General features: G+C 49.1%; 15 protein-coding genes and 1 pseudogene. 14 read left to right on the forward strand and 2 right to left on the reverse strand.

Features of this window, described 5'->3' with window-relative positions; translation table 11 throughout:
* The first annotated feature begins 45 nt into the window (after positions 1–45).
* The 11 genes from ACJJI6_RS05030 to ACJJI6_RS05080 all read left to right on the forward strand — a co-directional run bounded on the left by ACJJI6_RS05030 (position 46) and on the right by ACJJI6_RS05080 (position 14,004).
* Positions 46–1,305 (forward strand): FAD-binding oxidoreductase/lyase, encoded by a 1,260-nt coding sequence (locus ACJJI6_RS05030; RefSeq protein ID WP_475712674.1) that lies wholly within the window; start codon positions 46–48, stop codon positions 1,303–1,305.
* 253 nt (positions 1,306–1,558) lie between these two features.
* Positions 1,559–2,728, forward strand: coding sequence for a Gfo/Idh/MocA family protein (locus tag ACJJI6_RS05035; protein ID WP_475712675.1), 1,170 nt, complete (start codon positions 1,559–1,561; stop codon positions 2,726–2,728).
* A gap of 198 nt (positions 2,729–2,926) precedes the next feature.
* Positions 2,927–3,988 (forward strand): sugar phosphate isomerase/epimerase family protein, encoded by a 1,062-nt coding sequence (locus ACJJI6_RS05040; RefSeq protein ID WP_475712676.1) that lies wholly within the window; start codon positions 2,927–2,929, stop codon positions 3,986–3,988.
* Between the two features lie 56 nt (positions 3,989–4,044).
* On the forward strand, positions 4,045–5,367 hold the full coding sequence (locus ACJJI6_RS05045; RefSeq protein WP_475712677.1) for an MFS transporter: 1,323 nt from the start codon (positions 4,045–4,047) through the stop codon (positions 5,365–5,367).
* A gap of 56 nt (positions 5,368–5,423) precedes the next feature.
* Positions 5,424–6,431, forward strand: coding sequence for a LacI family DNA-binding transcriptional regulator (locus ACJJI6_RS05050; RefSeq protein WP_444897240.1), 1,008 nt, complete (start codon positions 5,424–5,426; stop codon positions 6,429–6,431).
* Between the two features lie 70 nt (positions 6,432–6,501).
* Entirely contained in the window at positions 6,502–7,212 is a 711-nt protein-coding gene (locus ACJJI6_RS05055; RefSeq protein ID WP_475712678.1) for a 3-keto-disaccharide hydrolase, read from the forward strand.
* A 3-nt stretch (positions 7,213–7,215) separates the two neighbouring features.
* Positions 7,216–7,434, forward strand: a complete 219-nt coding sequence (locus tag ACJJI6_RS05060) for a twin-arginine translocase TatA/TatE family subunit (RefSeq protein WP_108733294.1) — start codon at positions 7,216–7,218, stop codon at positions 7,432–7,434.
* Entirely contained in the window at positions 7,431–8,342 is a 912-nt protein-coding gene (locus ACJJI6_RS05065; protein ID WP_475712679.1) for a sugar phosphate isomerase/epimerase family protein, read from the forward strand. The genes ACJJI6_RS05060 and ACJJI6_RS05065 overlap by 4 nt, the downstream gene beginning before the upstream one ends.
* 252 nt (positions 8,343–8,594) lie before the next feature.
* Entirely contained in the window at positions 8,595–10,391 is a 1,797-nt protein-coding gene (locus ACJJI6_RS05070; RefSeq protein ID WP_444957666.1) for a GMC oxidoreductase, read from the forward strand.
* Between the two features lies 1 nt (position 10,392).
* Positions 10,393–11,088, forward strand: a complete 696-nt coding sequence (locus ACJJI6_RS05075) for a gluconate 2-dehydrogenase subunit 3 family protein (RefSeq protein WP_475712680.1) — start codon at positions 10,393–10,395, stop codon at positions 11,086–11,088.
* Positions 11,089–11,334: 246 nt separating this feature from the next.
* Positions 11,335–14,004, forward strand: a complete 2,670-nt coding sequence (locus ACJJI6_RS05080) for a TonB-dependent receptor (protein ID WP_475712681.1) — start codon at positions 11,335–11,337, stop codon at positions 14,002–14,004.
* A gap of 741 nt (positions 14,005–14,745) precedes the next feature.
* Here the strand turns inward: ACJJI6_RS05080 and ACJJI6_RS05085 are convergent.
* Entirely contained in the window at positions 14,746–15,408 is a 663-nt protein-coding gene (locus ACJJI6_RS05085; RefSeq protein WP_475712682.1) for a TetR family transcriptional regulator, read from the reverse strand.
* Positions 15,409–15,680: 272 nt separating this feature from the next.
* Here ACJJI6_RS05085 and ACJJI6_RS05090 point away from each other — a divergent pair, with 272 nt between their 5' ends.
* The 3 genes from ACJJI6_RS05090 to ACJJI6_RS05100 all read left to right on the forward strand — a co-directional run bounded on the left by ACJJI6_RS05090 (position 15,681) and on the right by ACJJI6_RS05100 (position 20,839).
* Positions 15,681–16,865, forward strand: a complete 1,185-nt coding sequence (locus ACJJI6_RS05090; RefSeq protein ID WP_475712683.1) for an efflux RND transporter periplasmic adaptor subunit — start codon at positions 15,681–15,683, stop codon at positions 16,863–16,865.
* 11 nt (positions 16,866–16,876) lie between these two features.
* Positions 16,877–20,059: an efflux RND transporter permease subunit gene (locus ACJJI6_RS05095; RefSeq protein ID WP_475712684.1), complete on the forward strand. Its 3,183-nt coding sequence runs from the start codon at positions 16,877–16,879 to the stop codon at positions 20,057–20,059.
* 411 nt (positions 20,060–20,470) lie between these two features.
* Positions 20,471–20,839, forward strand: a complete 369-nt coding sequence (locus ACJJI6_RS05100) for a hypothetical protein (protein ID WP_413665743.1) — start codon at positions 20,471–20,473, stop codon at positions 20,837–20,839.
* A 68-nt stretch (positions 20,840–20,907) separates the two neighbouring features.
* Here ACJJI6_RS05100 and ACJJI6_RS05105 read toward each other — a convergent pair.
* Positions 20,908–21,783 (reverse strand): annotated as a pseudogene (locus ACJJI6_RS05105) (IS256 family transposase); the annotation flags it as partial.
* Positions 21,784–22,626: the final 843 nt, after the last annotated feature.

Below are 22,626 nucleotides of genomic sequence, written 5' to 3' on the forward strand. Positions count from 1 at the left end.
AGCCTTTGCTAAGTGGTGATAGATAGGATTTGTTTGAGGCTGACCATGGCTAAAACGGTAGACGTAGACGTCCTGGTATTAGGGGGCGGAATTCAAGCGATTTCATTGTTGCGAGAGCTATCAACAGATTTTTCTGTGATGGCAATAGACCAGGGGTTAGACGATGCTGAGTCGTTACACTTTCATGGTTATTTCTCCTCAGGCTGGAATGCGGCACACCCAAGTGCGGCAAAGGCTTACTTAAAGGCCGCACAGTTTTGGCGCACACAACTGGAGAGCGATGGTGTTGATAGCCACATAACAGATTTCTATGCCGCGCTTCCCCGAGAATTTTTAGATACTGTCGAGCCCAACTGGATTGCGGCGGGTATTCCAGTGGAAGAGGTTCCGATACCAGCTCCTCTGGTAACAACTAGCTTGCCATCGCATCAGTGCTTTCGATTTGCTGATGACCTTATGTTTGACGGCGCTGAAGCCTATCGTCATTTTAGTGCTCCTGTTAGCGAGAAGTTGGTGAAAGGGAGTATCCGAAAATTCGACAAAGATAGTGATGGCGTGACTGAGGTCTCTGCCGATATCGGTGGTAGTTCCCACCAAATAAAACCCCAGCTGGTTCTCTCAGCATGCGGGGCGGGCAATGCAGCAATACTCGAAAGTCTTGGAGTGCCAGCTCAAGGTGTGCGGGATAGCCAAGTTGTTCGGCCCCTACATATGTTGCTGGCTAAGGGGGCTAATACCCCTCCAATCTCAGCCTTCCTGATGGACATGGTAGTGGCATATCACCCGCTGGAAAGTGGAGAGGGACTTTGGATACTCACCCTTAATCCAGAGCACCCCAGATTTCGCTCTGGTGTGGTTGACATGAGGGTGGCCCCGCCCATAGAGAGGGCGTTAATCCGGGATACCCTGGATAGATTGGCAAATTGTATGACCGGGTTTGAGGATTGGGCAGCCGGCTGCCATTGGGGTGTTTACGCAGGTTGGAAAACTGACGCTCCAGGGCCGGATGGGGATGCTCTTGTGCAGTTAAACTATCCGCGTCCATACCACATCCACAGCTTTGATATAGCCAATTTCTTGGCGGTTTGGCCGAATCACTGGGGTCTCGCCGTGGAAGCTGCAAAGGAGGCCGGGAAATGGGTTCGCTCAAAAGCTAAGCCTCGGCATCCTCAACCTGAAGCGATAGGTAGCTTGCTGTCGCAGTCAGTTGGTCATCAAGCTATTTGTAATAAATGGCAAAGCGACGAGCTGAAGTGGCACTCTTGGGCTGAGTTTGTCCAGAAAATGGGCCTGCCAATCAGGTGATTTGCTTAGTATTACGGCGTCGAGCCAATAGTCTATGAGTCCAATAAGGCGATATTAACAACGTATTTCGCTTGCAAAGACATTTTTTTTCTGTATCTTAAATTGAAATGTAACCGGTTACATTCTGTTTCAAACGGTGGAGTGCTACGAAAACCGCGATCTGGAAACAGCGCGTCCGCTTACAAAACACGGAAATAAAAATAAATAGGCTGTTTATTCAGCTGGTTCTTTGAGTGGCCCGAGGGGATGGGGTTTGGTTAAAAAAATAAGAATGGGCATGGTTGGTGGTGGAGAGGGTGCTTTTATTGGTGCAATCCATCGGATGGCTGCAGCTCTCGACGGTGAGATAGAGCTAGTCGCCGGCTGCTTTAGTAGCGATTCCGACCGCAGTCGTAAAACTGGTGAAAAGCTGGGGCTTCACCCGGACCGGATTTACCAAAGCTATCAACAGATGTTCCAAGAGGAATCCCGTCGCAGCGCTGATGATCGAGTTGAATTTGTATCTGTAGTAACTCCCAACCATCTCCATTTACCCGTTTCTATTGCTGCGTTGCGAGCGGGATTCCATGTCCTCTCCGACAAGCCAGCCGCTTCCACTTTGGAAGAAACACTTGAGCTTAAAAAGGAAGTGGAGCAAAGCGGGCATCTTTATGGTTTGACCCACACCTATGCTGCTTACCCTCTGGTTATGCAAGCGAGAGCAATCCTGGGTAGGAGAGAGTTGGGGTCTATTCGGCGAGTTACCGTTGCCTATCCGCAGGGGTGGCTGGCACTAGCCGGTGATTCCACGGGAAGTAAGCAGGCGAGTTGGCGAACAGATCCTGCACGTTCGGGAGAAAGTGGCTGCTTTGCGGATATAGGCACCCATGCTCATCATCTGGTGGAGTTTTTTACTGGCCAGCATATCTCTGAAGTCTGCGCAGACGTGCAGGCGGTAGTTGATGAAAGAGCATTGGATGATGACGGTGCAGCGCTATTTAAATTAGATCAGGGCGCTCGAGGAACATTTACAGCCAGTCAAGTCTGTGGAGGAGAGGGGAACAACCTGAATATCAGTGTTTACTGTGAAGACGGTTCGCTGTTTTGGGAGCAGGAAGCCCCAAACCAATTGCAAGTAAAGCGCAGGGGGCAGCCTGTGGCGATTTGGAAAGCCGGTGCGGATTGTGAGTATCTGGATGGAGACGTCAGGTCTTTCTGCCGGACACCTCAAGGACACCCGGAGGGCTATATAGAGGCCTTCGCCAATATCTATCGCGATTTTGCTGGTCAAGTCCGAGGCCGCCGCGAGGGGGTAGTTTTGAAGAACAGTCCTGCCGTTGGCAACATTGATGCAGGTGTTCGCGCGATGGCATTTGTGCGCGGTGTGCTGGAGAGCAGTCGCGCAAAATCCTCATGGGTTTCCCTGGCGCCTTATTGGAAGTGAGCGGCTAGGTCCAACCTCACAGAATTTAGGTATCTCTGGCAGGGTGGGCGTCCGGCAGCTAGTACGGCACAGGGAGGTGCCGGTGTCAGCCTGCGGCCAGTTACCTTTTGAAGAGTTTTCTCAAAAGGTGCAAACCAATCGCTTGGAAAGGGTTGGTTGCAGAATTAATAAGTACAGCAGTAAAAAGGATAACAATAAATGAAGGCACCCAGAATTCAGGGGCCCGGAATTTTTCTCGCCCAGTTTCTCCCATCGAGCGAACAGCCAGCTTCGCTTGAATCTATGGCTCGTTGGGCATCAGACCTGGGGTACAAAGGCGTCCAGGTTCCCACTTGGGACAAGCGGATTTTCGATCTTGAGCTGGCCAGTAAAAGCCAAGCTTACTGTGATGATGTACTGGGAATCTGTGAGGAGGCTGGGGTACAGATTTCTGAATTATCTACGCATTTGCAGGGGCAGTTGGTCGCAGCTCACCCGGCCTATAAGGAAATGCTGGATATTTTTTCTCCGGAGGAAGTACGCGGAAACTTGCAAGCCCGTGCAGAGTGGGCGAGCAATCAATTAGTTCTTGCAGCCCGGGCCAGTGCCAACCTGAAGCTCAAATCCCATGCAACTTTCTCCGGCGCTTTACTCTGGCACACTTTTTATCCATGGCCCCAGCGCCCAGCGATGTTGGTTGAAGAAGGTTTTCGCGAACTGGCCCGTTTGTGGCGTCCGATATTGGATGCGTTTGACAGCGCGGGGGTCGATGTCTGCTATGAGCTGCACCCTGGTGAAGACCTGCATGATGGCTTGACCTTCGAGCGGTTTCTTTACGAGGTGGAAGATCACCCTAGAGCCAACATCTTGTATGACCCGAGCCATTTGCTCTTACAGCAAATGGATTACCTGGCCTTTATCGATATCTATCACGAGCGAATCAAGGCTTTCCATGTGAAAGATGCGGAGTTTCATCCGAGTGGAAGGGCTGGAGTATACGGCGGTTACGCCCCCTGGATTGACCGCCCCGGTCGCTTTCGCTCCCTGGGGGATGGTCAGGTAGATTTTCGTGGGATTTTTAGCCGACTGACCCAGTACGGTTACGATCGCTGGGCGGTATTGGAATGGGAGTGTTGCATTAAGGATCAACAGCAGGGGGCCAGCGAGGGTGCGCCATTTATTCGGGAGCACCTGATAACCGTGGCTGACAAAGCTTTTGATGATTTTGCCGGTGCTGAAACAGATCGCGCTCGAAATCGTAGGATTTTAGGGCTGGACTAGTTTTTGCCAATCCCAGTGAACAACGAATAACAATAAATCATGCGGAGACTGGATAGATGAGTACACAGACAAAGGCTTTGCACAGGAACGTCTTCCTGGTGGGAAATCTGTCAATCTTTATGATTGGCCTTGGGTTTGCTGTGAGGGCTTCGATCGCCGGCAACTTACAGTCGGATATTTATGATCATATTGATCTTGCCAACTCCACCGCAATGGTTGGAGAAGCGCTTGGATTTACCTTTACAGGGTTTGCCCTAACCCTGCTATTTGGCAGCGCATTGGTAGACTTGGTCGGTATCAAACGGATGTTAATGCTCTCATCAATAGGCTACGTGTTGGGCAGCCTGCTTATTATTGCAGCATCCTTGGTAACCCCCGGGGAGGGCGTTGAGAACTTGGTTCTTGCGGGGCTGTTACTTACCGGTTTGGGCTGGGGGGCAGTGGAGGCCGCCAGTAATCCAATGGTTGCAGCGGTTGATCCTGAAAATAAAACTCAGCGGCTAAATGTACTACATGCCTGGTGGCCTGCCGGGATTGTGGTGGGCGGATTACTTGGGTTAGCCATTTCTGCGCTTGAACTTCCCTGGCAGTTGAACCTGATTGTTTTGGCCCTACCGGCTGTGGTCATGGCGTGGCTTGTGTCCAGAACAGAATTCCCGGTAACTGAACGGGTTTCCTCTGGCATCAGTTATGGCGAGATGTTTAAAGAAGTTTTCAGGCAGCCGATGTTTATCGTGCTATGGATCTGTATGTGGCTAACCGCTGCAACAGAGCTGGCTCCAGGGCAGTGGGTTGACCTGACGCTCTCTCGAGTAGTCGGTATGAAGGGCATTCTCATTCTGGTTTATGTCAGCATGTTGATGTTTGTAATGCGCCACTTTGCCGGACGGCTGGCCAAAACTCTCTCTCCCATTGGACTCTTGTGGCTCAGTAGTTTACTTGCAGCTGTTGGCCTCTATTGCTTAGGAATGGCGAGAACCCCGGTAACTGCATTCTTAGCGGCAACAGTTTGGGGCATCGGTGTCTGCTATATGTGGCCCACCATGCTCGCTACGGTATCCGAGCGTTTTGTACGCGGTGGCGCACTGTTTTTGGGGTTGCTGGGGTTTGCTGGGGGAATGTCTATTCAGTTCGTACTGCCGAAACTTGGAGAAATTTTCGACAACGCCAAGATTGAGGCTGCCGGTGGTTTGGAAGCCTTTGAAAAGTTAACGGGCGATGAACTGGATGCTGTGTTGGCAACTGCCTCTATCGAATCATTCCAGTCACTGGCCGTGGTTCCCCTTATCTTGCTGCCGATTTTTGCGTTTATCTGGTTTTGGGATCGCAGGCAGGCAGCGAGCAAAGTGCAAGGTGTCACTGCAGTAGGCAACCAGTAGGCGTTTTCCATTTGTGCGAAAATAGTCGACTACTAACAACAAAGTAACGGAAAAGTATGTCAAACATTCGCGAAGTTGCACGTCGCTCCGGTGTTTCCGTCGCGACCGTGTCCAGAGCCCTGAAAGACCCGCAAATGGTTTCTCCGCGGACCAGGGAGCGCGTGCTGAAAGCAGTGGAAGAGGCCGGCTATCGGCCCAATATGTTAGCGAGAAACTTTAGTTCCGGTAAGTCATTTGCGGTGATGGTTCTGGTCCCAAATATCGCCAATCCATTTTTTTCCAAAGTTATCCGAGGGATAGAAAAGGCAGCTCAAGACCAGGGTTACTCCGTATTGCTGGGAGATACCAAGGGCGAACCAGCTCATGAGCAGTTCTATGCGGGAATGGCGCTGACGAATCAGGCAGATGGGCTTATTCAACTGGATAGCCGCTATCCATTTGCAGAGAAAGATGCAGCTTTAGCAGCGTCGATTCCAATGGTAAATGCGTGTGAGCGCATTGCTGAAGACGACCGCTATCCGGTTGTTGAACTGGATAATTCTGGCGCGGCGCAAGCCATGGCTCGCCATTTGATCGAGCTGGGTCACCGCCGGATCGGCATAGTGACCGGCCCACTTAATAGTCCGATTGTGCGTGATCGCCTGGCCGGTTTTGAGGAGGAGATGCAACGGCACGGTCTCGAATTGAATTCTGACCTGGTTGTAAACGGAGAATTCACTATGCCGTCTGGTGCGGAGGGTGCAAAAAAACTGCTTTCTTTAGCCAGTGCGCCTACCGCCATTTTTTGTATGAATGATGAAATGGCTATTGGTGCTGTTCATCAAGCGAAGGAAATGGGTTTGCAGGTGCCTGCGGATGTGTCGGTGGCGGGCTTCGATAATATTGAGTTTTCGCAATTTACGGACCCACCCTTGACAACAATTGACCAGCCCGCAGAGAAGCTGGGCAGATATGCGATGGAAACCTTGCGCCGCATTATTGATGGAAAACCGTTAAAAGCGAGCCGAACTATTTTGCCCTTTGATTTAGTGGCAAGGGGAAGTACTGCCCGCTATCAGGATTAATAAAGTACGGATGTAAAACCATCACGGCGAACTGATTAGATAAACACCAATTCATGTGGAGATAACAACGATGAAAAAATTCACTGAGACAAAATTTTGCACGTCTTTACTGGCCTCTGCAGCACTACTAGTCACACTAGGGGGTTGTGAACGGATGCCGGAAAAGTCCGGTATACAAGCGGATAAGGACTGGAGGCATTTATTCGACGGTAAAACGTTGCAGGGTTGGACCGGTGCCAATGGCTCTCATGTAGGAGAGGCCTGGCAGGTCGTTGATGGCAACCTGGTGCTCACTGCTGGTGGAGCAGGGGATATCGTCACTGCAGATAAGTTTTCTGACTTTGAGCTGGAACTGGAATGGAAGATATCTGAAGGCGGCAACAGCGGCATTATTTATCGGGTAGCTGGTGGCAATGCACCAGTCTGGATGTCAGGTATGGAATACCAAGTACTTGATAACAGTGCTTTTCCCGAACTGGAAAAACTGAGCCACAGCGCGGGATCAGTCTTCGACTTGTATGCACCCAGAGAAGATGAGGTAAAGCCGGCGGGAGAATTCAATAAAACGCGTATTCGAGTGGAGAATGGCCGGGTTGAACATTGGCTGAATGGAAGCATGATTGTCAGCTATGAACTTTGGTCTGAAGATTGGGATACACGTCTTGCCAACAGTAAGTTTTCCTCTTACCCCGATTTTGCCCGTAGTGAGAGTGGCTTTATTGCTTTACAAGACCACGGCGACAAAGTGTGGTACCGCAATATCAGAATTCGGGAGCTGTAAATCATGGGTATTTCAGGCGTGGGTATTTGGCAGGTACTTATTGTTCTTGTGTTAGCGGTTCTACTATTTGGTAGTGGCAAGATCCGCCGTCTGGGAGAGGACCTTGGAGGAGCGATTAGTGGTTTCCGCCGCTCATTGCATCAAAGCGATAAGGATGGCACTAGAGAAGATTCCCCAGGTAACTTGTCTGGCAATCTACTCCAAGCTGGGGAGCGGGAATGAAGCGTAGAACTTTGCTACAGGTTGGTGCCGGCTTGGCTGCAGCTGCTTTTACCGCCCCCTTGTTTGGTAATAGTGGGCGAATCATTACCAATACCCCGGGCGGCCCTGTGAAAATTTCCCTGGCCCAATGGTCCCTGCATCGGCAATTGCGAAGTGGCGCTCTCAAGGTATTGGATTTTCCTATTAAGGCAAGAAAGGCATTTGCAATTGACGCGGTAGAGTATGTCAATCAGTTTTTTGCCGATAAGGCCAGGGATCAGAATTTTCTTTCAGCGTTGAAAGTGCGTGCAATAGATCACGGGGTTAAAAGCCTTTTGATTATGGTTGATGCAGAAGGTGATCTTGGTAACCCAAATGCTGGCGAAAGACAACAAGCGGTAGAAAATCATTTCCAGTGGGTTGAAGCGGCCAAATATTTGGGTTGCCACTCTATCAGGGTGAATGCTGGCGGACAGGGTAGTAGCAAGGAGGTTAGTTCTGCTTGTAGAGATGGGCTGCGGGCTCTCTCAGAGTTTGCATTGGATTTTGACATCAATATTGTGGTGGAGAACCACGGTGGCTATTCCTCAAACGGACTTTGGTTATCCCAATTATTACAGTCAGTGGATATGCCGAACTGTGGAAGTTTGCCAGACTTTGGAAACTTTGGTGACTACGACCGCTACTTGGGAGTAGAGCAGTTGATGCCCTTTGCCCGCGGAATCAGTGCAAAGAGTTTTTCATTTGATAAGCGGGGAAATGAGACCAATACGGATTTTGCCCGGATGCTGCGGATAATTCAAAAGGCGGGTTACAAGGGGTATATCGGCATTGAGTATGAAGGCGCCGGCGATGAAGACTGGGGGATCAAAGCAACGAAAGAGCTTTTGCTGCGCTTGTCGCGACAGGGTGAGCTATATGGTGAGTAAGTAATAATTATTTGGTTAAAAATGTAACCGGTTACTCTCATTTTTTGATCAAAGTATTTAGAGATTTCTAGGTTCGTTAAAAATATTCATAAAAATTAATCTTTTTGGTTAAAAAAACATAAGTTAGACATTAAATGTAACGGATAAGTAAAAATTTTTGGCAAAAAATGTAACCGGTTACAGATTTATCTTATAAGTTATTTAAAATTAAACGAGTAAAACAAAAATAATTGATGAAGTAGGAGAGAGGCGATGCCGAATGATGACTTCGAGAAGAAAGAGTATGACGCACTGATTGTTGGATCTGGTGCTGGCGGCGGTATGGCTGCCTATGTACTAGCCACTGCAGGGCTAAAGGTTCTACTGCTGGAGGCGGGGAGATCCTATGACCCGGTTAAGGAAACCCCAATGTTTAACCTCCCAAAAGATGCGCCTTTGCGTGGGGGGAGCACACCGGAAAAGCCGTTCGGTTTCTATGATGCAACGGTTGACGGAGGTTGGCAGGTACCCGGCGAACCCTACACTCAGGGCTCCAGAGAGAGAGGCCGCCGTTTTGACTGGTGGCGTGCCCGTATGCTGGGTGGGCGCACGAACCATTGGGGACGTATTTCCCTGCGAATGGGTGAGTATGATTTTAAACCCTACTCAAGGGATGGACTCGGTTTTGATTGGCCGATCAGTTACAACGATCTCGCTCCCTACTACGATAAAACCGAGATGCTCATAGGTGTCTATGGTACTAACGAGGGGTTAGAAAACACTCCTGACTCCTCCGAAGGAGTGCTGCTGCCACCCCCGAAGCCCCGTGCCTATGAACTTCTGGCCAAAAAAGCGTGTGATAGGCTGGGGATCCCTGTAATTCCCTCTCACCTGGCTATTCTCAGTGAGCGTCTGGATCACGAAAATATTCCGCAGAAATTATTCCCGGACAATAAATTGGCTCAGGACGTCACTCGGGAATCAATGAAATCTCGCGCAGCCTGTTTTTGGGCCACGCCCTGTGGGCGCGGTTGCTCAATTAAGGCAAATTTCCAGTCCACGACTGTACTACTGCCACCGGCATTAGCGACGGGCAACCTGGATATCATTACTGATGCCATGGTGCGTGAAGTTACCGTTGATAAAAAAGGTAAGGCAAACGGGGTTATTTATATTGATAAAGATACCCGTCAGGAAAGATTTGCCAGTGCCCGCGCTGTGGTTGTTGCAGCCAGTGCGGCTGAAACTTCGCGCATTCTCCTTAATTCCAAAAGCACTTTATTCCCCGATGGTATCGCCAATGGCAGCGGTGCGGTAGGGAAATACCTGATGGATACAGTGGGAGCGGGTATCGGCGGGCAGATTCCCGCTTTGGAAAGTATGCCTGCCCACAACGAGGACGGCGCATCGGCGATGCACATGTATATGCCCTGGTGGTTGTACAAGGAACAATTGCGTGGTGACCTGGATTTCGCCCGTGGCTACCACATTGAATTCGGCGGTGGTCGCAGTATGCCGGGCGCAGGTGCCTTCGGCGGTATGGGTGATTTTACCAGTGGTGCTTATGGCAAAGACTTGAAAGAAGCCTGCCGGCGTTACTACGGCTCCTTTGTGTGGTTTGACGGTCGCGGGGAAATGATTCCCAACGAGGACAGCTACTGTGAAATTGATAAGGACCAGGTAGATCAGTGGGGCATCCCGGTGTTGAAGTTCCATTGGAAATGGAGTGACCAGGAATTGAACCAGGCCGCTCACATGCACAAAACCTTTGCTGAAATCATTGAGGGTATGGGTGGTAAGGTCACCTCTACCGTGCAAACCGACGGTGCCAAGGCAATTATCAACGGCGGTGCGATTATTCACGAAGTCGGCACCGCGCGCATGGGCTCAAATCCGAATGATTCCGTGCTCAATCCTTACTGCCAGTCCTGGGAAGTACCGAATCTCTTCCTTACTGACGGCGCACCCTTTGTCTCCAATGCTGATAAGAACCCAACCCTGACCATTATGGCGCTGGCCTGGCGCACCTGCGACTACATCGTGGACCAGTTCAAGAAGAGGAATATCTGATATGAGCGAGGAAAAAACCAATCTGGGTCGGCGCAACGCCCTGCGTTTGATTGCTACCACCGCTGCTGCAGTTCCAGTCATTGGCTGTTCTGAGAAAGTAGCGCAAAAAGTTGTAGTGAAAGAGGAGGTGCCAGCGGCTGAACCGGCAGTAAAGAACCTGGACGCCCCGAAGCAGACCCTGGCCAGGGGCACGCCGACAGATCCGGACCTCCTTAATCCCGTTGTGCCTTGGGAGATGCAGCTTGAAATGGGTGAGTTAGCGGTATTGGCAGCAATTTGCGACGTCATTATTCCCGCAGATGAAACTTCTCCGAGTGCCTCTTCAGTAGGGGCCCATCACTACATCAACGAATATGTCAGCGCCCCATATTCCAATAATAAAGCAGATCTTGTCACGATTCGGGGAGGGGTTGTTTGGCTGGAGGGTGAGTCCAAGCGCAGATTTGGAGGTTCCTTTGTCGATCTGAATGAACCTCAAAAAGTAGCCATCTGTGAGGATATCAAGTGGACTCGCACGGCGAAGCCTGAGTTCCAGGCTGGTGCTCGTTTCTTTGACAAAGTTCGAATTCTCGTGTCCACCGCTTTCTATACCACCGAGGAAGGTATGGCGGATATTGGTTATGTGGGTAACCGACCAATGGCGAGTTTCCCTGGAGCACCCCCTGAAGTCCTCAAGCGACTTGGCTTGGATAGCTAAAGACGCTTTTTGCTATAGCGCTATACGCACATATAAAAATATCGAGACAGAACTGGATCGATAAGAGTAGGGCATATTCCGGTGGCCCGGCGAATGATTTGCCGGGCTTTTAGGGTGAACGGAAAGCTAGAAAAAAATAATAAAAGAGAAATTTGAGCAATGAGAGATATACCCTTAAATACAAATCGCCAGCTAGATCTATTGAGGACGTCTGTAAGTGTTCTAGTGTTGTGCGGTGTTGTTGGTATGGCAAATGCCCAAAGCACCAGTGAATCTGATACAGAGAGTCTGGTGCTAGAGGAAGTAGAAGTATTGGGTATTCGCCGGAGCATGGAGAAAAATCTCGATGTAAAGCGTTTTTCCAATGCGGTGGTAGACTCAATTACCGCTGAAGATATGGGTAAATTCCCCGATAAGAATGTTGCGGACTCTTTGCAGAGGGTTCCAGGAGTATCTATCGTTCGAAGCGGCGGCGAGGGTGCCGAGGTAAGTATCCGAGGAACTGCACCTGAGCTCACTTTTACTCAGCTAAATGGAAACTATATAGCCACTCCCGGCGATGATCCATCCCGATCATTTTCCTACGCGTTGCTACCCTCAGCGATGATCTCCCGAGCGGATGTGTATAAAAGTCCAGAAGCAAAACTGGATGAAGGCGGGATAGGTGGTACTGTAATTTTACACACCCGCAAGCCACTGGACCTGGATTCCGGGGAGGGCATGTTATCCGTTGAGAGTACTTATGCTGATGTTACTGAGGAGTACGAACCTCAGTACACCGGTTTTTACTCATGGAAAAATGATCAGGAAACCTTTGGTGTATTGTTTGGATACTCAAAGCAGGATCGTCAGAACCGGGTAATTAGCACCTCGGTAGAAAACTGGGGTTGGCAGGGAGATGAGTCCCCCCAGGCTGGCGTAGAGGCCAGGGGGGCGATGGTGGATATCGATGGTAATGAATACCGGGATTTCTATGCGCCGCGAGCCGTTGTCGGTAGTGTCTTGGAAGAGGATCGGACCCGGGATGGCATGCAGCTAAGTGCCCAATGGCGTCCGGTAGAACAGCTGGAATTTGGTGTCAATTATTTCCGCTTTGAGCTGGGCGGCAACTCAGAGAATTATCGTATCGTATTTCCTGAGTGGAACTACGGGGATGCAATAGCGCCGGGCAGTCTCAAGTTTGATGAAGATGGTGATACTCTGCTCGGTATTGGTATGCTCGATCGGGGCCAGGCAGAGTTACAGTCTCCACAGGTAGCTGGTGACTACACTCGAGCGGAATATGTTTCGGACACGCTGGATTTCAATATCAGTTACGAGGGAGATGGGTATAGTGCTCGGTTGGTAGTCGGTAATACCAGTGCAGAGGGCGGCCCCTCCGAGAAATTGTTTGCATCAGTCAATTCCCGTTATGGCACTGCAACCGATTGGAGCTGGGATCTCAGCAGTGGTACTGCTGAAATTGATACCAGTGCAGATCTGGGAGATCCCAATACTTATCCTTTATATGACTGGTTCTCATCCCATTGGACCAGCAGCGAGGACGAGGAGAGTTACTACCAGCTGGACGTTTCCATCGATATGGATTATGCCTGGCTTACCTCCCTGGATGTTGGGGTTAAGTACCGGGAACACGAGATAAACCGCCGCATCACCAAACAATCCTGGGATGATGATAATCCTCCCTGTCCAACGATTAACTGGGGTGATGTTGATGGAGCTTGTTACCCCTGGTGGCCAAGTGATTCATTCCACACTGACCCCGATGGTGTGCCCGACACAATCGATATCCTTTCAAACGGCCCTCTCGATAATATTATTGGCGGTGTGAATGTGCCAAATTTCGCATACCTGGAGTTTGATAAGTTAAAAGAGTTTCTATACGCAACCTATGGTGACCCTAAGGTAATCGTCGAGAAAAATCAGGTTTACCGTGTTGGTGAGGAAATTACGGCTGCTTATGTACAGCAGAATTTTGCCTCGGCAGTCCTGCGCGGAAATTTTGGCATTCGAGCAGTCCAGACCAAGCAGTATGCGAGCACCTACGACAATATTGATGGGGTCTTACAGGACGAACCCAATATTCGTGACAGCAGCAATACTGATATTTTACCGAGTGCTAATATCGCTTGGGATATCTCCGATGAACTGGTTATGCGCGCAGCTCTCGCCAGAGTCGTAGCGAGAGTGGAATACGATAATCTCGGTGGATCTGAAGTGATCCACGCTCCTTTGCCCGGCTCAACAGTCAGTCAAGGGTATGCAGGCAACTCTGAATTGGAACCTTATAAAGCTGATCAGTTTGATTTGGGTCTGGAGTGGTATTTCGATGATGCCTCTGCTGCAGGACTGACCTTGTTCAGAAAGGATATTGCTTCGTTTGTGATCAACGGCAGTTCCATGGTGACAAGGGATATCGATGGTGTTACCCGGACAGTGTCTATGTCTATGCCGGTAAATGGCACTGATGCTACCGCGCAAGGTGTAGAGCTGTTTGTTCAGTATGCCTTTGATAATGGCTTTGGAGTCTATGCAAACTATACCTTCACTGATACGGAGCTAGCTGAGATTGACTCTGAAGGTATCAAATCCAAAACAGAAATTGCCGGCACTTCGAAGGACCAATACAACCTGTCCCTCTACTATGAAAATACCGACTTTAGCATTCGCGCTTCTTACAATTATCGCAGTGACTATGCAGATGGTTTTCACAATGGCATGAACACTTTCACTGATGAATACGATCAGTTGGACATTAATGCGTCTTATCGTTTGATGGATAACCTGACATTGACCGCCTCCATAATCAATCTTACCGAAGAGAAGGTGGATAGATATTGGGGCGAGGAAAACAGGGTTTGGGGCTCCTCATATTCAGGGCGACGAGCCTATATGGGGCTGACTTATAGCTTCTAACCTGATTGCCACCCAGTCACGCGGACACAGGGACGTGTCCGCACCTTTCTGTAAATTTTCATACTTATTCTGCGCATAAGCATAGGGAGTATCGAGTATTTGAATAATGCGAATATAACAGTTCGTTCTAGCTTTATTGGCCATTTTTCACCCGTACCTAGCTGAGTGAATAAACTTAAAGCGAGACCTTTTGGAATGGATTCTCGATCACTACGTGAAATTTCGTATCTTTTCGCTTGTTAAAAACTATATAAGGCCACTTAGAAAAATAAATTACTTTGGATGTTTTCGCGGCAGCATGATTGGTGGCGCACTATAGGCTACTGACATATCTATCGAATAGCCCATCTCGAAAAGGGCTATCTATCTGAGAAAATATTTTTCTACGCCCCCATAAGCAAAATATATTTATATAGGGAACATTTTGTGATGAAGAGTTTGAGAACCTGTTGATGCTTGATAAAGGTAGCGCCGTGCTCTACTTTTTGGCTGCTGTGGAAACTGAATATGTGTGTTTCGTTATTAAGCGCCTGCCGCCTAGCCAAAAAAACTAGCCTTAATTAGCTTAATTTACTTATTTTTGCTAGTTGAGAAAACTGGTAATCAATAATCTCAGGGCTAAGCTAACGTGTGTGAGCGATTCTAGTGAGGGGTGAGAAGGTATTGGTGAAGCAAAGATATTTATGTCGGGGCATGCTACAAAGCAATAAGCCCCGTCTGTGTAGATAAAGAAAAGGTGTGTCAGTGCAGGGTGTGGACCAGTCGTGAACTTAAGCGCATGGTGGGGGAGAAGCGGATCATATCGATCAGAGAGTCGATATAGCGTTCTCCGAGTTCGCCTATATCTTCAATTCTTGAGGATAAGAGCCAAGTTTCAATCACACCGAACAGGCCACCGTGTAACATCTGCATCGCGAGGTCTGTATCAAGATCTTCGGGCAGTTGGCGCTCGGATACTGCGAGGGCAATTAGTTGTGCCATTCGCTCAAGCCCGCGGGTGCGCCCTTGCTTCATACGCAAGTGGGCTTCATTGTTCTCGGTAACCTTTTCTTCACAGGGATGGAAGATAATCTCAAGTACCTGCTGCCACTCTGGGTTACAAGCAATTTCCTGAAACAGCCACACCCAGCGGGTTCGCAGTGTACCGAGAGGATTGGCGTTGAGTTGCTCGCCGGCGTTATGACAAAGTTGTTCGCCGGGTAGTACCATGCGTTCTGTCAGAGCGAGTAGCAAACCGGTTTTGCTGTGAAAGTGGTCGGTAACAGCACCGCAACTAACTCCAGCCAGCTTTGCGACCTCGGAAAGGGAAGGGCGACACACTCCATATTCATGAAACACATTGAGCGCGGCGTTTAATATACGCTCACGAGTGGTTAAAATTTGCTCATCTCTGCGTTTGGTCATGGGGAACAGCGGCTTCTTTAATCAATTATTAGTTTCACTCTGGCTCATTTTTGCAGCATTTAACCGCAAGTATGCAAAGGGATTTTATGTGCAAACCCCTGAATATACTGGGTGAAAGTGCATGTTAGATGAAAATTGCACGATTATGAACAGTTGATCCTGTTTCCTACGTACTCATAAAATGCCACGCTACTTTACTCAGATTTCCTTGTCACTTAAAAATTCCGCTAACTGCCAATATTTTGTCTGCGCAGTCATTTTTAGAGGTAACCATGTTAAAAGCCCGAGCTCTCACCAGCCTTTTGGTCGCTTCCGCATTGTTGGCGGGGTGTAACGAGGAAGCTTCGGCTCCACCGGGAATGGCCCCCCAAGTGACCGTAGTCACACTTCAGCCGGAATCCGTCACTCTTACCAGGGAGCTGCCGGGGCGGACTTCCCCCTTTAAAGTGGCTGAGGTTCGCCCGCAGGTTAATGGCATCATAAAACGCCAGTTGTTCCGTGAAGGTGGCCAAGTTAGTGCAAATCAGCCACTTTACCAGCTAGATGACGCTCTTTATCGTGCTGACGTCGATAGTGCCAGGGCAAGTTTGCAAGGCGCAAAGGCGGCTATGAACATCGCTCGCCTCAAAGCCGAGCGTACCGCGAACCTGGTGGGTAATGGTGCTGTTAGCACGCAGGAAAATGATGCTGCGGAAGCCGATCTTCAGGAGGCCCGAGCCGATGTAGCCGCAGCTCAGGCGGAGCTGCACAGGGCTGAAATCCAGTTGGAATATGCGCGGGTCACCTCTCCGATTACAGGCCGAATTGGCAAATCCACAGTTACTCAAGGCGCTCTGGTAACGGCCAATCAGGCCGGAACTTTGGCTACTGTGCAGCAACTAGATCCGATCTATGTTGAGGTTACCCAGTCGGCAGCTGAACTTGTTAGCCTCCGCCGAGCGCTTCAAGCGGGCACATTGGCCGATGCCACTCATCTACCTGTGACAATCCTATTAGAAGATGGCAGCAAATTTGAGCACCAGGGCAAGCTGGAGTTTGCCGAAGCCAGTGTTGACCCCTCAACGGGCAGCGTATTGTTGCGAGTAGTTGTCCCAAACCCGGACACCATGCTTTTGCCGGGCATGTATGTGCGCGCAATTGTCGGTAGTGGTGTCCGTGAAGACGCAATTCTGGTACCTCAGCAAGGAATTGCGCGGGACCCTAAGGGCAACACCTCAGCCATGGTTGTTAATGAGAAAAATGTGGTTGCCCAGCGATCTGTGCGGGTTAGTCGTACGATTGGCAATCGCTGGCTAGTGGAAGATGGACTCGAGGCCGGGGACCGGGTCGTAGTTGCCGGGCTGCAGAAAATTCGCCCGGGAGCCCCGGTACAGGCCAGCGAGCGCGAAAATGAGCAGCTGCCGGCGGCTGAAGGTGATCAACAGGCTAGCGAAGCGCCTGCACAGCAGGGGTCTTAAGGGTAGGGGTTATGGCAAGTTTTTTTATCAATCGGCCCATCTTTGCCTGGGTGCTGGCAATTATCACGATACTGGCAGGTGTACTATCCATCGGCAAGTTAGCAGTAGAGCGCTACCCGGATATTGCCCCTCCATCAGTGAGTATTGAAGCAAATTATCCAGGGGCTTCAGCCAAGGTGGTTGAGGACTCGGTGACCCAAATTCTTGAGCGCAATATGAAGGGGCTGGATGGCCTCCTTTATATGTCTGCCACCAGTCAGTCTAATGGCGGCGTTTCCATTTCACTGACCTTCGAGAATGGAACTGATCCAGACACGGCCCAGGTCCAGGTACAAAACAAAGTACAACTGGCAATGCCGCTGTTACCCCAGGAAGTTCAGCTGCAAGGTGTGAATGTTAGTAAGTCTCGGGGCGGCTTCATGATGGTTGCCGGTTTTGTTTCTGAAGACGGCAGTATGAATCGCAATGATATTGCAGACTATATCAACTCGGCCATCGTTGACCCGATAAGTCGAGTACCGGGAGTCGGTAATGTTCGAGTGTTTGGCTCCAAGTACGCCATGCGGATTTGGCTTGATCCCAATAAGCTCAACACTTATGGCCTCGCGCCTAGTGATGTCGCTGACGCAGTACGGGCGCAAAATGCTCAAGTTACAGTGGGGAGCCTTGGCGCTGCGCCGGCGATCCCGGGACAGCAGTTGAATGCAGCGATTACTTCTCAGGGACGCTTGCAAACCCCTGAGCAGTTCAGAGATATTATCGTCCGAGCCAATGGGGACGGTTCTCTGCTACGGCTTGGAGATATTGCCCGTGTTGAGCTGGGAGCTGAGAGCTATGAGTTCATTTCCCGCTATAACCGTCAGCCCGCTTCAGGTATCGCTATTAGCTTGGCAACCGGGGCTAACGCTTTAGAAACAGCGGATGCAGTAAAGTCCAAGCTGAAGGAGCTGGAAGTTTACTTCCCGCGTGGCCTCACTTCGGTAGTTCCATTTGATACGACGCCATTTGTCGAGGTCTCGATTAAGGGGGTTATCAGTACCTTGATTGAGGCGATCGTGTTGGTATTCCTGGTGATGTACTTATTCCTCCAGAATTTCCGCGCCACTTTAATCCCAACGATTGCAGTGCCAGTAGTGTTGATGGGCACTTTTGCCGTACTGGCTGCGCTGGGCTTTTCGGTGAATATGCTCACCATGTTTGCCATGGTGCTTGCTATCGGCCTCCTCGTAGATGACGCCATCGTAGTAGTGGAGAATGTCGAGCGCGTGATGCAGGAGGAAGGGCTATCACCGAAAGAGGCTACCAAGAAGTCGATGCGGCAGATTACTGCGGCTCTGATCGGAATTGGCGTGGTGCTATCGGCAGTGTTTGTACCTATGGCATTTATGGATGGTGCTACCGGTGTGATCTATCGTCAGTTCTCCGCCACAATTGTTGCAGCTATGACGCTGTCAGTGTTGGTGGCGATTATCTTGACCCCAGCGCTGTGTGCAACCTTGCTCAAACCGATCTCTAAGGGTGAGAGTCACGGAGAAAAAGGATTTTTTGGTTGGTTCAACCGAAACTTTGAAAAGGGTAGTCAGCATTACCAGACCGGGGTGCAAGGTATTCTTAAACGCAGCGGCCGATTTATGCTGTTGTTTGCAGTGCTCTCCGCCGCAATGGCTTTTCTGTTTCTGCGTCTACCGAGCTCTTTCCTGCCGGATGAGGACCAAGGCGTGCTCTTTTCTATGGTGCAGGCGCCGGTGGGCGCAACCCAGGAGCGTACTATGGGCTCCATAAAGAAAGTGGAAGACCAATTTCTGGATAACGAACAGGGCACCGTTAAGTCTGTATATTCCGTGCAAGGCTTTAGTTTTGCCGGTAGCGGACAAAATACCGGTATTGTTTTCGTCAATATGGAAGATTGGTCCCAGCGGGAAGAGGAAACGCAAAGCACCGTTTCGGTCGCCATGCGCGCGATGGGCGCCCTGATGCAAATTAAAGATGCGATGGCTTTCGCTTTTGCACCTCCGCCACTCCCTGAGTTGGGTTCTTCTGGTGGTTTCAACTTCTACCTTCAGGACAACGGCAGTTTGGGCCATGAGGCATTAACTGCAGCCAGGAACCAGTTTCTGGGAATGGCCGGACAAAGTGAACTTCTGGCGAATGTTCGCCCCAATGGCCAGGAGGATACTCCGCAATTTCGTGTGAAAATTGATAATGCGAAAGCAGCAGCGCTCGGTCTTTCTATTGATGATATCAATAGCGCTTTGAGTACGGCTTGGGGTGGCTCTTATATTGATGACTTTATCGATCGCGGACGAGTAAAGCGCGTGTATATGCAGGCTGATGCTCCTTTTAGAATGGTCCCGGAAGACTTCCAATTGTGGTCAGTGCGTAACGATCAAGGCGATATGGTACCGCTATCTTCCTTTGCCAGCTTTGGCTGGGAGTACGGCTCCCCCCGCTTGGAGCGCTATAACGGCGTTCCATCAATGCAGGTTAATGGGCAGGCTGCACCCGGAGTCAGCTCTGGTGAGGCAATGGAAGAGGTTGAGCGCCTAGTGGCGCAGCTACCCGCAGGTATTGGTATGGAGTGGAGTGGTCTCTCATATCAAGAGCGCTCTGCTGGAGCACAAACCCCATTGCTGTATACCTTGTCCCTTTTAATCGTGTTCTTGTGTTTGGCTGCTCTCTATGAAAGCTGGACCGTACCGACAGCAGTACTATTGATGGCTCCTTTGGGAATCCTGGGTGCAGTACTGGCCAATAGCCTAAGGGGCATGGAGCGCGACATTTACTTCCAAGTCGCGATGCTGACTACAGTGGGGCTAACCAGTAAAAATGCCATCCTGATTGTGGAGTTTGCCAAACAGAACCTGGAAGACGGTATGGAGTTGGTAGATGCCACGATGCGAGCTGTACGGGACAGGTTACGCCCGATCTTAATGACATCTCTTGCTTTTGGTTTGGGGGTGTTGCCCTTAGCCATAGCAACCGGAGCTGGCTCAGGTGCCCAAAGGGCAATCGGTACCGGTGTGTTCGGCGGCATGATTGTTGGAACTCTACTGGGAATCTTCTTTATCCCACTGTTCTTTGTTGTTGTGCAGCGGTTGTTTGGCAAGAGAGTGCATAAGCAGGAAGTGGAGCTGGCTAAACAAGACATCTCGTCAGAAAAAAATGAGAGAGCAGAAGCGGCCGAAGCGCTTTAACAGAGCTTTAACTATAAAGTAAATAAAGCCAGGCCAGGTTAATGGGCCTGGCTTTTTACTTTCTGGCCCCCCATAAGTCATAAGATCCCTGAATAGGGTGCTACTGCCAGTCTCAAGATACAAAGTGAACCTCTTTAGTTCCAGCTCCGCCAACATGTCATCGTTTTAAATTATTCGCTGAAGTAATGAAGCATTAGCAATGATTTAAATCAAGAAGCCGAATAGTGTTTGGAGTCAAAATGCTAATCCCAGGCAAGGTGAGTAGCTATCCATACATGATTGAGCCTCACTTCCAAGCTAGATAGAGTGCAGTATAGAAGCCTGATATGGACGTTCATAGATTATTACTTCTATGGGGCCACCGATATTGCATAAATGTTATTAGCAGATAATTTAAAGTGAAGAGTCGGGATGGATTTAAAAGTTAAAGAAGGTCAAGTGTGGAAATATGATAATCGAGAGGGCGAGGAGAATTCGCGGGTTATCATATTAAAAATTGAAGAGTCTAAGGACGATTCAATGGTGGTACATGCTCAGATTTCAGGCATTAAAATTTATAACCCTAATAGTGGAGAGGTCATTGAGGAAATTACTCATATGCCGTTTTCAATTGAGGCATTAGGGGCAAGCATATCTGAACTAATGGGGGAGTGTGAGATACCTGATTATGAGGATGGCTATAATTCATGGAAACGTGAATATATTAATGGCAATGCCGGAGTGTTCACTATTTCTATAGGAGAGGCTGTGAAGTATATGGATGATGCGGTGAACAGCTAAATAATAGATTTGCTACCACATTTCAGCGACAAATGGAGGGTATTCAAAACTCTGTGTCAGCCATAGCCTCAGAGGCTGATGTATTTCTCCAAACGATCGGGGAAGTGGATCGTTAGCTGTGACAGCGTCAGATTCCAGTTTTGAATTGGGTGCGTCCGGCGCTGGGAGGCTTTTTAGTATACCGGCGTACAGAAGCTTCAGTAAGCTATTCTCATTGGCGAAGCCTCCCTTGGTTTTGGCCAGTTTGTGGAATTGCCGGCGGACGGCTTCCACTGCATTTGTCGTGTAGATCGGTGTGCGGATAGATTCCGGGTAGTTAAAGTGGGTAGAGAGAATTGTCCATTTACTGCCCCACGACTTGATTACCATTGGATATTTTTCTCCCCCACTTAGCTTCCAGCTCATCTAAAGCGCTCTCGGCGGTATAGAGCGCTTTCGCTTTGTAGATGCACTTAATATCAGCTATTAAGGTCTTCTGATTTTTTGAAGCTACATACTTCAGCGAGTTGCGGATCTGATGAATGATGCAGTGCTGGATCTCGGTATTTGGGCAGATGATCTCTATGGCCTCGGGAAAGCCCTGCATGCCATCAGGATATCTTTGACCCCAGGGTTATGGAGGTCAGTTAGGACGTTCAGCCAATGGTGGGCGCCTTCTTGGTCGGATAAATAGAGTTCCAACAATTCCTTCTTGCATTCGATATTGAGACCAAGAATCGTGTAAATGGCCTTGCAAGCATAACGACCATTTTCCTTGATCATATAATGAAAAGCGTCGAGCTAGACGATTGGGTAAATAGCCTCCAGATCACACTCACACCAGGCTTTAAGCCCAGGCACAGCTTGTTTGTAACGGTGTTGTTGGTACCGTTGGAAAGCTCCATTTCACAGATATCGGCAATATGTGTACGAATGTTCTGGTAGCTGTTACCCAAGGCAAACAGGGTAGGGCAAGCGTTCAGTAATTTCTCTGTTCGATAAATCTTCATCGCCAAGCAATAAAATTGACAGACGCTCTTTGATTCCCGCTGGAGTCTTACCACTGCGACAGAGACGTTGAAACTCTTTACGTTCCTCGTCTGTGAGGGCTATTGTTACGGGGGCGGGCACTGTCTGTATACCAAGAGCAGCCAAATTATATTTAAATAGTTTGTTCGTTACACCCCTACTAGTTAAGTAGAGACCGCTGATCAAACTACCTGAGAAACATCCTCCATACCTCGAAACAAGCATGCGCTAAAACTAAGGTCTTTCCAGCAAGTGCTCAGTGGAGGGTAAGGTGAAGGATGGTCTTTCTATCGTAACCTGATAGCAAAATCCATAAGGTAGCCTCAAAACATACTCAGTTATCAATAGGTTTCAGACCTACTTTTCTACATTGTAGCTGGGGAAGACAAGGCTCAATCAATTTATGAGGCAACTTATAGTTCTTAGTTAATTTGAGCGTAAGCCTGTTCACATTCAATTTTTTACATTCTGTGAATACAGGAAAGAAATCAATTCCAAGTGGTGAAGTGTCGTATGTTGATGGAGGTTTTAGCAATTCTTGATGGCGGTATGGCCACTATTTCTATAAATAACCATAATATCCATACTTATTTTGTGAGTTTTAATCGGTATATTTTGTAGAGAGAAATATACAGTATGACTTTAGTATCGCTCCTTTTTTTTCTGTTTTGAAATGTGCACGGAAAATTCCTTAATTGATAAATTTAATGCCCCAACCCATTTTGTGAGATGTTTATCCTAATGTGTTTGTTATGTCAGGTGTGCATGATTATGTTGTT

Source organism: Microbulbifer maximicatervae (SeqCode) (genome assembly GCF_056232625.1).